The 14,504-nt window shown below is 48.1% G+C and carries 13 protein-coding genes; 9 read left to right on the top strand and 4 right to left on the bottom strand.

Features of this window, described 5'->3' with window-relative positions:
* Positions 1-7: 7 nt before the first annotated feature.
* Complete coding sequence (locus BMW79_RS11350) at positions 8-280, bottom strand: hypothetical protein (protein WP_143059132.1); 273 nt, start codon at positions 278-280, stop codon at positions 8-10.
* A complete protein-coding gene (locus BMW79_RS11355) occupies positions 261-1,796 on the bottom strand; it encodes a hypothetical protein (protein WP_143059133.1) in 1,536 nt (511 codons plus the stop codon). The genes BMW79_RS11350 and BMW79_RS11355 overlap by 20 nt, the downstream gene beginning before the upstream one ends.
* Positions 1,797-1,963: 167 nt before the next feature.
* On the opposite strand from BMW79_RS11355, the gene BMW79_RS11360 reads away from it, so the two are divergent.
* The 9 genes from BMW79_RS11360 to BMW79_RS11400 all read left to right on the top strand — a co-directional run bounded on the left by BMW79_RS11360 (position 1,964) and on the right by BMW79_RS11400 (position 12,075).
* Complete coding sequence (locus tag BMW79_RS11360) at positions 1,964-3,187, top strand: DUF6807 domain-containing protein (protein ID WP_089894747.1); 1,224 nt, start codon at positions 1,964-1,966, stop codon at positions 3,185-3,187.
* 139 nt (positions 3,188-3,326) lie between these two features.
* Positions 3,327-3,620, top strand: coding sequence for a hypothetical protein (locus tag BMW79_RS11365; RefSeq protein WP_089894750.1), 294 nt, complete (start codon positions 3,327-3,329; stop codon positions 3,618-3,620).
* A gap of 27 nt (positions 3,621-3,647) precedes the next feature.
* Positions 3,648-4,169: a hypothetical protein gene (locus BMW79_RS11370; RefSeq protein ID WP_089894752.1), complete on the top strand. Its 522-nt coding sequence runs from the start codon at positions 3,648-3,650 to the stop codon at positions 4,167-4,169.
* A gap of 12 nt (positions 4,170-4,181) precedes the next feature.
* On the top strand, positions 4,182-5,237 hold the full coding sequence (locus BMW79_RS11375) for a DUF3137 domain-containing protein (protein WP_089894755.1): 1,056 nt from the start codon (positions 4,182-4,184) through the stop codon (positions 5,235-5,237).
* A gap of 366 nt (positions 5,238-5,603) precedes the next feature.
* Positions 5,604-8,048, top strand: coding sequence for an AAA family ATPase (locus tag BMW79_RS11380; protein WP_089894758.1), 2,445 nt, complete (start codon positions 5,604-5,606; stop codon positions 8,046-8,048).
* Positions 8,049-8,082: 34 nt separating this feature from the next.
* Positions 8,083-8,529: a hypothetical protein gene (locus BMW79_RS11385; RefSeq protein WP_089894762.1), complete on the top strand. Its 447-nt coding sequence runs from the start codon at positions 8,083-8,085 to the stop codon at positions 8,527-8,529.
* Positions 8,530-8,554: 25 nt separating this feature from the next.
* Positions 8,555-9,925, top strand: a complete 1,371-nt coding sequence (locus BMW79_RS11390; protein ID WP_089896863.1) for a DUF5458 family protein — start codon at positions 8,555-8,557, stop codon at positions 9,923-9,925.
* 104 nt (positions 9,926-10,029) lie between these two features.
* Positions 10,030-10,926 carry a hypothetical protein gene (locus BMW79_RS11395; protein WP_089894765.1) on the top strand — a complete coding sequence of 299 codons (897 nt, stop codon included), beginning with the start codon at positions 10,030-10,032 and terminating at the stop codon, positions 10,924-10,926.
* Positions 10,927-10,947: 21 nt separating this feature from the next.
* Positions 10,948-12,075 (top strand): lytic transglycosylase domain-containing protein, encoded by a 1,128-nt coding sequence (locus tag BMW79_RS11400; protein WP_143059134.1) that lies wholly within the window; start codon positions 10,948-10,950, stop codon positions 12,073-12,075.
* Positions 12,076-12,213: 138 nt separating this feature from the next.
* Here the strand turns inward: BMW79_RS11400 and BMW79_RS11405 are convergent, their stop codons facing one another.
* Together BMW79_RS11405 and BMW79_RS11410 are read right to left on the bottom strand one after the other, a co-directional pair.
* On the bottom strand, positions 12,214-14,040 hold the full coding sequence (locus tag BMW79_RS11405; protein ID WP_089894770.1) for a type VI secretion system baseplate subunit TssF: 1,827 nt from the start codon (positions 14,038-14,040) through the stop codon (positions 12,214-12,216).
* Between the two features lie 23 nt (positions 14,041-14,063).
* Complete coding sequence (locus tag BMW79_RS11410) at positions 14,064-14,495, bottom strand: GPW/gp25 family protein (RefSeq protein WP_089894773.1); 432 nt, start codon at positions 14,493-14,495, stop codon at positions 14,064-14,066.
* Positions 14,496-14,504: the final 9 nt, after the last annotated feature.

The raw sequence follows: 14,504 nt of genomic DNA on the forward strand, positions 1-14,504 counted from the left end.
AAAATAATTATTCTTCTTCTTTCCAGGTTTGCGCCAGGAACACATAATCTTCTATGCTACCAGTGGCGATGATTGTTTTGCCGGCCAGTGGCATAAGCGGATTGGGCATAAAAGGGTTGGCTCCGGAAGGGCGTATCAGGTAGTCGCCCTGATCGGTCACCAGGAAAACGCCGAGGTGTTCACTTTTGCTGTGTTTACCAAATGTACGGAGCACCAGGCGTCCGGTGAGTGTGATAAAGGGACTGTTTTTGTCCCTGTTGTTATCTGCTGACATATTCACGATACCCCAGTATTTGATTATTTTTTTCTTTTACCACGATCACCTTTGTAGCAGGCGATTCTCCGTGGATAGCAGATTCCGAAAATACGTGAAATTTCACAGATGGCATGCGGCTATTCCTGTCTTCCTTTGCCATTGCATTATTTTTTCTGTTCACAAATACTTTCGGCTCTCTTTTTTCTGCAAAGTTCTTTTCATCCAGCAGTTTCTGCATAGCGGTATGCAGTGCGGGATCGGTGGCGTGTGAGCCATCGGAGGGTTGTGGAACGGCGATAAAGTCGTCCAGCATTTTACCCCTTGCTTCCAGGTTATCGCGGCGGTTTTGCAGGGTATTTACAAATAACTGATCGCTGCCGGTGGTGCTGGGATCCTTTTCGTTGATCACTGGTTGCCAGGAAGGATCGCCGAGCAGGTAGAACTGGGCGGCGGTTTTAAGTTCGAAAGGATCCAGGGTAGGGCCCATTTCATTGAGGAACCGTTGCCTGGCTTCCAGGAGTGCCCTGCCGGTAGAGGCGCCATTCAGTACATTTTTTACGAAATACTGTGTCAGCAGATCTGCCAGTCCTTGTCCGGTAGGAGGTCCGTAAGCAATATTGGAGCTGCCCACAAATGCAAGGGCATTATTCAGCAGGTAGCTGTTGGCCATGCTGATCCGTTTACCACTGTTCTTTTTCGGGTCAAAGAGCTGGCCGCCATAACAGCATTCTGCTGCTACGATGGTGCCGTGTGCTATTTTGCCGGAGAGGATATCAGACCGCATGGCGAGCGGAAATTCTGTGGACTTCTGCCCATAAAATCCCGGGTTATAAATGGCGCCATGGCAGTTAATAAAGTGCGTTTTGGCCTGTAGCTGCGCAGCTGTCCAGTTGGTGCCTGTCAGGCTATCATCGCCTCCGGGAAACAGCAGCAGCTGGCTGTCGTTGCCAAAAATACTTTTCAGGCTGTTCTGGGTGGAATCCTGCCAGTCGAAGGTGCTCATCGAAAAGTAAGGCAGGTAATCACTCCGCTGTGCAGGTGTTGCGGTCAGTATATTCGTGATAAGGGTATGCAGGTATGCCGGGTCAGCTACCCCGGGAATGTCTGGCAGACGGCCCACTACGCGGGTCGGTGAAATAAATTTCCCCGGATCTGTATCATACGGAGTGTCGCATGCATAAGGTAGATCACTGGGAATAAAAGCATCCGGGTCGTTATCTCCCGGCAATAAATTCTTTAGCCGTTGCAGGGGAATAATGTCCTGCGATCCCAGAAGCAGGAGATAGCCGGGGGAGAAAAAGCGGTATAGCTCATCGATCGCCTTTTTGTTCTGGGCGTCATCGAGCGGATCTGTTACGGCAGTAGCCTGGCAGGTCTGCATCTGTGCCGCGTCGTCCAGGAAAATGATGTGTGCATCCAGGTGACGGGCGTTATCATAAGCCTGTAAGGCATTTACATCCGCCAGTATCTGCTGGTGTGCATCGCCGTATTTCTGTTGCAGCGCGGACTTATTGGTTATAATGAGTTTCGTTGTCAGCATATTATGTTGCGGGGCTACCATATTTTATCCTGATTAAAGCGTTCAAAAATATTGAATTAAAGGATAATATACTACCTACCCGGCAACAATATTATCATTTCCCTGCGCAAGGTATTTGCATAGTGAGAAAGTAAACCGTATTTTTCTGGGAATCTATCAGCACTGTTATGAAAAAATTCCACCTGTTATTGCTCCCTGCCATTTTTTTATGTACCCTCACACAGGCACAGGTGATGGCCCGTTTTTCCGTGAAAGCGGGAACGCTGGACCGTCATAACAGTATCGTATATACGACGCTGCCGGAAGCCACCAATGAGCCGGTAGTACTGACAGAAATAAAAGGAGACAAGCGTATACCCGTAGCCGTTAATGAACAGGGCGGGCAGCTCTGCTGGATCCTGGAAGGGGCCACTCCTGCCGGTACAGAAAGGAAATTTGAACTGAGCAAAGGACCATCCCGCCCGGATACCCTGATGAAAGCAGTGCAGCAGGACGGACAGCTGCTGCTGGAACAGGGATCTGCACCTATTCTCCGGTACAACTTTAATACAGTACCCGCCCCCGCAGGTGCAGATACGCTATACAACCGCAACGCTTTTATTCACCCGCTCTGGGCGCCTAATGGCGTGGTGCTGACCAATATTTTTCCCAACGCAGGACATATGCATCATATGGGCATCTGGAATCCGTGGACCCATACCCTCTTTGAAGGCCGGGAAACAGATTTCTGGAACATTCAGAAAAAAGAAGGAAAGGTGCGTTTCGCCGGGAAGATGGAAACATTTTCAGGAAATGTATGGTGCGGTTTCAGTGCCCATCAGGATCATATTGCCATATTAAAAGACGGAACAGAGAAAACTGCTATTCATGAAACCTGGCTCATACAGGCGTATCCTGCTACCAGCAATGGTACACAGCGCTTGTGGGACTTTACTTCGACTTTTTCACCCGCTACTCCCAATGGCATTACGTTGTTGCAATACCGCTACGGCGGCGGCTTTGGTTTGAGAACCACCGCCGATTTTACAGATAAAACCAGCCAGGTACTGACATCAGAAGGATTGACCCGGAATAATGCCGACAGTACCCGTGCACGCTGGGTGAAAATATCCGGTACTACGCCGAAAGGAAAGGCAGGAATGCTGATCATGAACTATCCTGATAATTTTGATTCTCCCGAACCGCTCCGGGTATGGCCGGAAAATATGGAAGGCGGCGAACTGATGTTTAATTATACACCCACCCGCATGAAGCCATGGCAGCTGTATCCGGGAGCACGTTACCAGCTCAAATACCGTGTGCTGGTATATAACGATGATATCAGCGCGGCTGATGCAGAGGCCGCCTGGCAGGAATATGTGCATCCTCCTGAAGTGATCAAGCTGCAATAATGGATTTTGTGTTTTCTGTCTTTTTCATTTATTTTGGCGACGTGAATGTTTTGGTTTCAATTCGGTTAACCTCGGAGAAGCCTTGTGAATGGCGATAATATATCAGCCCTGTATTTAGTAACCCTTAACCATCATCTTAATGAATCATTCAAATGAAGTACGTCCCGATAAACCGGAGGAGGACGAAGAAGCACCATCCTGGGGCGGTGTTATCGTCGGACTGTTACTCGGCATAGCGGGTATCGGACTTATCTTCTACCGTTATAAACAATTCCACGCAGTTGAAGCCTCTGTCAGCATTACTAAAATAGAAATGCTCGTGTATAAGGTTACCGGTGAAAGCATCTGGGCATTGATGGCCTGCTATGGCCTGGTAGCGCTGGCGGGATTTTACCTGGCCATCAGTAATTACAGTAAACTGAAATCAAAATAATATAACTCCTTTCCAAAATTGTATCTGATGAATAACCTCACTGAATTGAAAACAGTTCTGCTCGACATCCATGAAAAGGATAAAAAGCAAACCATCACTGCGTTGATTACCGCTGAAATACTGGCGGTGCTGACATTTGGCCTGATCGGCTACAGCATCTTTGCCGGTAAAAGCGGACAAACGCCCACACCGGTAATTTTTATTCTGTTGTTCCTCCCGGTAGGCGTGCTGATTCCTTACCTGATTATGCTGGCGCAGGCTAAAAAACGTCCTGCGAAGATCGACGACTTTATCAACCGTTTACAGCAGGGAGAATCGGTGAATAACCTCGACACCTATACGGATTACAAACTAACACTACCATTACGTATTATCAGGCTGCGTTTATTTCCCATGGAATACGCGCACATCCGTATGGGACAAAGCCGTTTGTTTTTTAAACTGCCTTTATCTGCCCAGCATGTACAACCATTCAAGGCATTGATCAGCCAGCCGGTAGAGCCCGGCGCCAGCATTGGCGGATCTTCTGCCAACTGGTCTTCTAACTGATAACATACCATCATGAAAACACTGGAAGAATTTAACGTCTTCCTGGATCAGCAGCTGGCAGATGAGCTGCGTTCCATGGAAGCACAACGTGTGACCGGTCGCAACTGGATGCGCCGTATGTGGATTGTGACGCTGGTGCCGTTTGCCATCTTTGTTTTTTTCCTGGTAAGATACTCGTTACAATCGTCCAGGGATGCGGCTGCAGGCCAGGCTACAGAAAGTGGTAATCCTGTCTTTATGATCATTGGATTGGTGGTGCTGTTTTCACTCGGAGGATATGCGATCAGCTATTTTATGATGAAACAAAAAGGCGGAAATGAAGCGGCCGATTACCAGCATGATTTTAAGAACAGGATTGTAAAACCGCTGATCCGTTTTATTGATCCTACGTTTACGTATCAACCTATCAATCATGCCAGCTACGAGGAGTTTACCGAAAGCGGACTGTTTGCAAAAAAAGGTTATGGTATGACTGGAAACGACCAGGTATACGGGAAACTGGGAGATATGAATTTTCAATGCTGCGACCTCACGGTAACGTATACACCCACCATCACGGTGCGGGGACAGGCGCCGGATACGGTTTTCCGGGGCAGCTATTTTATCGGACAGTTTCCCCGGTATTTCAGTACGCCGGTGTACATCCTGTCGCGCGGCAGTGGTATGGAACGGCTGCTGAGTAACGCAGCGGCAGATAATGATTTCATCGAGACCTGGAACCTTGGCAAAAAAGTGTTGCCGGATGATGCCGCTTTCAATAAATTATTCATGGTATATGCACCGGATGCGATAGAAGCGCAGCAGTTGTTAACACCGGCCCTCATGGGAAAAATTATCTCGCTGCAGGAACGTACTTCCGCAAAATTGTATTTGTCTTTCTTCAATAACCGGGTATACATCGGCATTGGCCATGGCATGGATTATTTCGAAACAACCCTGAATAAATCGCTGCAGGATAAGAAGATGCTGCAAAATTTTTACCTGGACTTTACAACCGTATTACAACTGGCGGAAGATCTCAAAGGGAATCTTCCTATCTGGACTTCCCATGCTTTTTCCAGGTCCTGAGCAGGTAGCTCTGCCGTAAATTTTTCAGGGAGATATAAAACGCGTGTTCCTATTTAATAGGTAGACATCCTCTCTATGTATTCCTGGTAGATACATTTTTCTCTGGTTAATAAAAAAATAATAATATATCCGGTTTTTTGGCACTCCCTTTGAAATGCTTTGCTGCATTACGTTTTGGGAGTTTTTTACCGGAGATGTGATACGATTGATATCCGATCTTTAGCAGATCAAAAAAAGAGTATCATTTTTTTTGAGATTGAATTCTATGTAAATGTTTTCGCTGTATCTTTACTACGCTTCCAAAAGGAGGCAACCCGAAAGATTGTAATTGTTAACTTAATTTCTGAAAAACCTGGTATCACCCAAATGACCCTGTCAACCTTGACCATATTCGGCCCTGGATTGCAATCTGCTATTAGGATTGCCACCGCCCTTGCAAAAGAATATCATCATCCGCAGTTTACACCTGCGCACTTATTGCGTGCCTGTTTGCATAAGGAAACAGGACTTTCGCCTGTTTTGCATCAGATGAACCTGGATGTATACTACGTGGAGGAGTGGGCCGAAGTGCGGCTGGATGAGATGCCGAGGTCATCGCGTATCTCCGGTGAACCAACCCCGGACGAGGCGGCAGCAGCAGTATTGAATGAAGCCGTCAGCATTGCCCAGGATCTGGATGAAGACGATGCAGATGCATGGAGCCTGTTGATTGCGCTATGTACCCCGGGTGTAGGTTTTTCCTATGAACAACTGAAAACATTTCCCTTTACACGGGAACAACTGATACAAGCCCGCAGAAAGGGAGACAAGCATACTGCCCAGGCTTCCGGCACAGCCAGCATTAAACCAGGCGCACTGAAATATGTGTACCGCATGATGGATCCGCAACTGCTGAAAACGTTTCATCCGGTAATTGGCCGTGATGGTGAGATCCGGGAGATAACGGAAGTGCTTACACGGAAGGATCGCGGCAGCGTATTGATTATCGGTGAAGGCGGCGTTGGAAAAACCTCCCTGGTGGAGGGATTGGCGCGCGCCATCGTAGACCGGCAGGTACCCCTGCAGTTGCAATCTTCCGATATTTACGCATTAGACTACGGCAGCTTTATCGCAGGCGCAGCTTATAAAAGTGAGCTGGAAGACCGGCTGCTGCAGATTATCCAACAACTCAAACAAACGGGGAGGCCTATACTTTTTATAGACAATCTCCACAGTTTACTCGATAAACAATCCGGCGGCGGCATGGCTAATGTGCTGAAAGCTGCGCTGGGTAAAGGAGAAATTATCCTGGTGGGAACTACCACCCCGGAAGGCTTCCGTAAACTTATTGAGCCGGATGCCATCCTGCGTCATCGGTTTGAAACCATTTCGCTGGCAGCCCCGGATGAAACGCTGGCCCGGAGAATGGTAAGTGCAGTAGTACCCGTGTACGAAAGCTTTTATCAACTCACCGTTTCACCCGAAGGTATATACGAAGCCATCCGTTTATCAAAACGCTACCTGAAGGAAAGAGGGTTGCCCGACAGCGCTATTAACCTGCTGGACCGTACCATGGCCGCAGTGAGGGCTATGCAGGATACCAGCGGTTCACTGTTGGAGTCGCTTCAACAGGAATTTGCTTCGATTAATGAGCAGGAATCCTTACAAACAGATGATTTGCATTGGTTTTACCGGCAAATGAAAGAACGGTTGGGTGTTTTGTTATCTTCCCGGCTTCATACCGATACCGATCCGCATAAGCTGACCTCGGTGGCGGAGTTGCAAACGGCCTTGCAGTCATTGCTGGATCAGCTGGCCACCATAGCTGCTACACCGCAAAAGGAAGTAACGGCGACAGACCTGGCCACCATGATCGCTGCTATCACCGGCATTCCGCTGGGGAAAGTACAGTCGCAGGAGAAAGAACGCTTAATCAATATGGAAGCGCAGTTGCGCAAAAGGGTAGTAGGACAGGACCATGCCCTCAAAGCAGTGGCAGACGCGATCCTTGAATCCAGATCGGGTCTGAGCCGTCCGGGCCAGCCAATCGGCTCTTTCTTTTTCCTGGGCCCTACTGGTACCGGTAAAACGGAGCTGGCTAAATCACTGGCAGATTTTCTTTTCCAGGATGAACGTTCCATGATCCGGTTTGATATGTCGGAATTTAAGGAGGAACACGCTGCAGCCCTGTTGTATGGCGCTCCTCCGGGATATGTGGGATACGAGGAAGGCGGATTACTGGTAAATAAAATACGGCAACAGCCCTACGCAGTGGTGCTGTTCGATGAAATAGAGAAAGCGCATCCATCTGTATTTGATATTTTTCTGCAGATCATGGATGAAGGAAAGCTGCATGACAGGCTGGGTAAAACCGGCGATTTCTCCAATGCGCTGGTGTTATTTACTTCCAATATCGGCAGCGATGCGATTACCCGCTCGTTCCAGGATGGTAACATTCCGGCTTCGCAGCCGCTGATGGAGCTGATGGCCCGTCATTTCAGGCCGGAGTTCCTGGGGAGGCTGACGGAAATTGTTCCTTTCGGCCCAATTCAGGCGGCCAACGTGGAAAAGATCTTCGATATTCATTTGCAGCATTTGCTGCAGCTGCTGGAGCAACAGCAGGTGAATTTCACCGTTACCCCCGATGCCCGCCGGCACCTGGCCATGATGGGTTACTCGCCGCAATATGGTGCAAGACCGCTGCGGGAAGTGATACGCGGGCAGCTACGGAAGCCATTATCACGTATGATCATTGACGGCAGCCTACAAAAGGATATGAGCGTAATACTCGATATAAAAAACGAACAGTTAGACTGGACAATAAATGGATGATTGTCAGATTCCCAAATTCTAAATTTTATTTCCAATGAATGACAACTACGGAATTGGCGGCACAGAAGTGAAGCTGGATGCCAACGAAGCCATCGCAGAAATCTCGCATAACCGTACCCTGTTTGCTGAAAAGTTGACCCAGCAGGCGCCTGTTAAACCCGAAATTGTGGAAGGGCTTACTTCCGTAGAAGCGGTATTTGAACATTTCAAACCGGCAGTGAATGTAAGTTTTCATGATGCACAAGGCAGCCCGGTACCGGAAAAATTACAGTTTCATCACCTGGGCGATTTCGGGGTGAAAGGGATCACTGCGCAGAGTGCCTTCCTGAATGACCTGACCACGGAAAAGGAACAGTACCTGAAAATTATGAAGCAACTGAAAACAAATAAGATCCTGAAGTCCGCACTGGCCGATCCGGATGCGCGCAAAGCCATGCTCAGCGCTATCCGTGGAATGATGAAAGACCTTAATACCAAATAATTAACTGTTAATAACCTCAATGATTATGGCAGAATTACAGAAAAAAGAGGAACTGCAGAATGAACAGTTGTCTTCGCAGTCATCCGAAGTTAACCTCGCCGGAAGTATAGAAGACCTGGCAAAATATGGCGGTTTCGACCTGCTCGAAGCTACGATAGAAGGTGCGCAAAACCTCAACCCCGAAAGGAAAGCGCGCCGCAATATCTTCCTGACAGAATCCGGGAAGAAATCTGAAAGAGATAAACTGAAAAAAGTATTGTCCCTCTGGGAAAAGGTGCTGTCGGAAACCAATGAACTGCCGGAAATGGTGGATTATTGCACCACACACGCAGAAGAAGCGGAAAAAGTATTGTCCACCAATCTCGGTGAAGCAGTAGATGCTACCCGTGAACTGGAACAATCCTATCGTAATGTGGCCCTGTTCTTCAAAAACACAGAATCCGATAAGGTGAAGAATATTTCTTTCATCAATGTGGAGCTGGAACAGCTGAAAGACCTGGACAATACCCGTTTTATAGACGCTATCAGTACAGAGCTGGTCAATAACTACGACCGCCTGGACCTGCGCACCAATTACAGCCTGCTGGTGATCCCGGGTTACCTGGGTTCCAATAAGGTAATAGAAAAATGGGCAAAGATTGCGCATGAAAACAAAGCCATGCTGGTGACGGATTTTGCTCACCTCGATGCGCCGGATGATGTGATGGAAATGTTTGAACTGGCCAACCTCACAGGTGGGGAAATTCATCGTTCCAATGTGATCATGTCCTGCAACTGGCTCGTAGGCCGTGGTAAATTTGATGAAGTAGGAGAACAGGAACACCTGTATGTGCCGCCATCTGGCGCACTGGCAGGGAAGATCTATAAAACCCTGATGTCGCAGGTAACCGCCGGTAAGAAATTCGGTGGTATGAACGAAGTGGATGGGGTAAAATTTGAACTGAAGAAAAGTGAGATTGCCAGCCTGGAAAAAATGGGACTGGTGCCCATGGTGAAGGAATATGGCAAAGTAATGGCCTTCAGTGCGAAAACATTGTTCAACGGTGACAACCTCGGGCTGCAGACCTACTCCGTAGTAAGGGTGTTCGACTTCGTGACCAAAGTACTCATGGACTTCCTGAACCGCAGGGCCTTCGAGAACTTTAATGCCAATACCCGCAAGGATCTGATGAAACAGATTATCCGCTTCCTGGATGGGATTACCGGCCCCGATAAACTCATTGAAGACTTTAATATCCGTCGTTTTGAACAGGATCCGGTACAGAAAGACCGTATCCACCTGGATATCCATCTGAAACCTTATTTCCCGGCCAAGAACTTCCTGATCAAAATGGAGGGGCAAAAAGGCGATGAGGCAACAGATTGGGATACTACCTACGAACAGGACGGGAAATAGCCGTCAGCGGTCTGCTTTGGGGTTTTGGAGAGATCCGGGACACCTGGAGCCGGCCGCCTTACCCCTGATATAAAATATCTTTAGACTAAAAGCCAATTGTAAAGATGAAACATGTGCTGTGCAGTGTGCTGCTTTGTTTGTTAATTACCGGTGCCTTGTCAACTGTAAATGCCCAAACCGGTACCGATAGTATTCTCACCACGAAAGGGGCCGTTACCCTGATCACTTCCAGCGCGCCCATCAGCACTTTCCAGATCGGTGACGGGAAGAACACGGACTATGATTACCGCATCGTAGACGGTAACATGGTATTTCTTCGCCCCCTGACCGCTAATCCTCATCCCACCAACCTGATCGTGCGGGAAGGAGAGAATATCCATTACATGATTATTGCCTTCCGCGATAAAGTGGACCTGGCCCGGTTGAAGTATACCCTGTCGGGTAAGTCGAAAACGACCGGCGCTTTTACCACACCTGAGGCTGCACCGCAGGCGCCCCGTCCCGGTAACGGTGAAAGAGACCCGCTGGCCGTATCCGATGCCCCGGAAGAAAGCGGGCACCTGATCAGTGTAGATACGGTTACCGTGGGAAAAATTGCGGCCGACTTCGGAAAGGATCATAAAGTGAACCGTCAGTATGAAGTGAAACTGGAAGGGGTAAGCGTGGGATACGCCCAGGCGATGACCCTGAACAATATGAATTACTTCTGCTTCCGTATCCGCAACAAAGGGAAAGAACCTTACGAAATTGTAAAGGCCAGCCTGCTGCATAAGGAGAAAAAGGATACTGCGCTGTTGCATTCCATGCCTATCCTCTATAAAAAAGGTCCTGAAACAATAGCACCAAAAGAAGAAGCCAGCGAAGTATTTGTGGTGCCTTCGAAACAATTCGGAAAGGAGGATGAAGTGATTATTGTATTGCAAACCACAGAGGGAAAACAACAACTGGTACTGTACGTACCTGTAACCGTTTTGCCGAAATATATGCTGGCGAAGCAATAATGCCGGTTTAATCATATTGCATTGAGTGTTTTGCTGCACACATATTTGCTGGCCCTGAAAAAGAAGGCGTTGACAGCATGGCTCCTGGTCCTGCTGCCCGTTTTTACATTTGCGCAACAGGTGGATTTCTGCGGCGAAGTAGTGCCAATGGAAAGAGACTTCGTTTCCTATCGTCTGATGGATGTGATTAAACGGAACCTCCGTTACCAGGGATACCTGCCATCACTACGGCTGAAAGCAGAACAGTATTTTCCTGTCATAGAACCCATTCTGCAACAATACGGGGTACCGCTGGATTTTAAATATTTACCTATTGTGGAAAGTGGACTGAGTAACGCCACATCACCGGTAGGGGCACAAGGCGTCTGGCAGATTATGCCTGGTACCGCCGCAGAACTTGGCCTTACTGTTAGCGGGGACTATGATGAAAGAAACCATCTGATCAAGGCCACACATGCCGCCTGTAAACTGATACGGCTGCTGCACCAGCAGCTGAATTCCTGGACATTGGCCGCAGCGGCCTATAATGCCGGTTCGGGAAACATCTCCCGGAACATAAAACGGCAGGGAAGCAGTGACTACTATCAATTACTGCTGAACAATGAAACAGCTCAGTATATCTACAAGATCATCGCCATCAAACAACTTTTTGAAAGTCCGGAGTTATACCTGCCAGGCTTTGGTTATAACGTATTCAGTAAAAATACTGCTAACGGTTCCGTATTCTCTACCCCTGCACCTGTCGTAAAGGCGGGGAATAAAGATTTTAACTCCATCCGTATTTCTATCGCGAAACAAAGTTTACCCCGGCCTTCCGCCACGATGTATGCTGCAAGGCTAAAAAGCATTCCCTCTTTTCAGGACGGGCAACTGGTAAGTATACAATTGCTGGACGATCTGCAGGCGAACGGCGTGTATATACGGAAGAATGCCAGTCTTTCCGGTAAAGGCTGGATAGTAGGTGAACGCATTTATGTGGATCTCGGTTTTGAGAACACAGTGGTGCTTTGCGCGGCAGACGGAAAAAAAGGAGTGCCGGCCGGGTTGTTAAAAACCGGTGGCGATGTGCAATTGCTTGGCAAAGCAGATAAACGGAGTGCAGGAGTAATGGAGTTGCCGGGCGATAAGCAGTGGATGGCTTCCCGGTAAGGGTATAGGTGTAACGTGGCCGTATGTATGATGCTGATACTGTCGCCGGTAAAGGTAATAACACAATTGCGCGATCCGGCTGGTGGTAATGCCAGGAAGCATTACCACCGGTAAAACAGTTTTATAAAACATTCTTTCCTACATCAACGCTTCGTTGATAAACACCCTGAATGGAAAAGTATTACTGGATTTTTCTTCCAGTTGCAAAAGCAGCTCTTCTTTCATGTATTGAAGATTGGCCGCAGGATAATGTTCGGCAGACTGAAAAAGCAAAATCCGGATGTCGAGTGTACGGCTATAACCTGCATTGATGCCTGGTTGTAGTGCCATGCCTTTTGTAACGGCAACAGATTTCATGTCTCTGCCGAAGATGGTACGGCAAAGCGTCTTAATATCTTCGGGTGTTACAATGCGATTATGTGACAAGAGATGCGACCGGTACAGGTTGATCTTTTCATCGATATTGAGCCGGTCTTTTCCGCCTTGTGTGTTGCTCAGCAGGGTGATGCTGTTTGGACGGGCATTGATATTGCCATATTCCAGCAGGCGGGTGCCCATCCGGATATTGTTTGCGGCAGTGCCGTTAGTGGAGTAGAATTCCAGGAAAATGTATTCTGCGTTCTCTTTCGGCTTCACCATCACATAAGGAATGTTTCCTTTGTTGGCGCCGGGCTGTAACTGTTCTTCCAGGGAGGCGATCAGCTGGTGGAGTTCCCGCATCCGGTTGGTAACAAAATCATTCTTTACCTCTTCAAACAGGGAGCTTTCATCACGGATTACTTCTACGAGGTAGGCGATTACTTCTTTGGCTTCGCGGGTATCAAAGCGGCCGATACCACTGCTGCGGATGACCAGTTCACCTTCCTGCATCTGACCGGCGGTAGAGAAATTCCGTATGTAGTAGTCTGTTCCTTCCAGGTCGTATACACGTTTGATATCGAAAAAGATATCCGGTGTCTGAAGAGGAATAATATTAAGATAACGGTTCAGTTTCATCGACTGTTCGTTATTCTTTTTATTGATAACGGGGAAGCAGTTGATGCTGCAGTACAGGTCTTCCAGCAGGGTATGGTGCAGGGCTTCCGGGAATTCGATGCGCAGCCAGTGCATATCTTTATTGAGTCGCGCGGTGTCTGCTCCGAAGATCCTTGTGAGGGCTTCCGGTATACGGGCAGGAGATGGGGGAGTAGTGTCCGTTACCGTGAGGAAGTGCCGCCGGAAACGTTGCAGGATATGCTGACTGTAGCGAGCGTTATTATTCACGGCTACCTGGATCATGTTATCCGTTTCTTCTTCCGCGATGGGGCGGCTGTGGTGATAACCGCTTTTGATAAACAGCTCGCGGTTACCTACATACAGTTTGGCCTGGGGCAGATAATGATAAAACATTTCCTGCTGATGAATATTCCGGAGGTCGAAAAAGAAGGACATACCTTCCCAGGAATGCGGTACGTCTTCCAGTGCAATGCCTATCCATAAATGGTTGGGCGCCATGTCGGGAAATACCTGGCCTTGCAGGATCTGTTCTTTGAACCAATGGTCCCGTGTTTCATAGAGTTTATTCCCGATGGCCATGTATTGCACCTGTCCCCGGAACAAACGGTGGCTGGTAACCGGGGAAAAGAACAGGTCCTGGTGATGGTTGCCTGATTTGGTATGATGATAGAACTGGTGATCGGCATGCAGGTCGGCAACCGGTTCGGTGGCCATTGCGTGCAAGATGCCATAGGCCGGCTGACTGCTGGTGATCGGCTCCGGCATCATGATCTGGGCAAGTCTTTCTACGAGCCTGGCATGTGATACATCCACTTCTCCGGAAATCTTTTCCAGTTCACTGGCGCAGGCTTCCAGCAACAGTTGCACTACCGGATCAAAGGAAGTTTCCACTTCTGCATCCGGATATCCCCAGAGACGTGCGGCTGTTTTCAGCATGCGGTCTTTTATTCTTTCTTTTTTTTCTTTCATGGGAGTGGTTAATAAACAAATGATCAATCATACGACAGCGGGCTGATATAAAAGAAGCTGCTGTATTGAAAGGGATGATTATTTTTTGTGACGGTACCGGATACGGTTACCCGGATTTTCTTTTTCATTTTACGGGTGGCCGGCAGCAGGAGCTCTTCCTGGTTTACGGCGGCTACCACCTTTATTTGGGAGAGTCTTTTTTCATACCGGGTGATAGACGCTTTTACAGCATTTTCTATCTGTTCTTTTACTTCATTGTTGGAAGCTTTGATATCAAAGTCGCTGTCCCACCACTGGCAGCCATATTGGGGATCATCCTTGTTTTCTCCCAATACGGTAGTAATGAGCAGGTGGATATGCTGCGCGATAGAATCTTCCAGCGAAATGGCCGGCATATCTTTTTTCTGGAGCAGCAGGGAGAAGTCGATCGGTAACTGATAATATTTTCCTTTCATGATCTCAGT

Source organism: Chitinophaga arvensicola (genome assembly GCF_900110835.1).
Taxonomy (GTDB): Bacteria; Bacteroidota; Bacteroidia; order Chitinophagales; family Chitinophagaceae; genus Chitinophaga; species Chitinophaga arvensicola.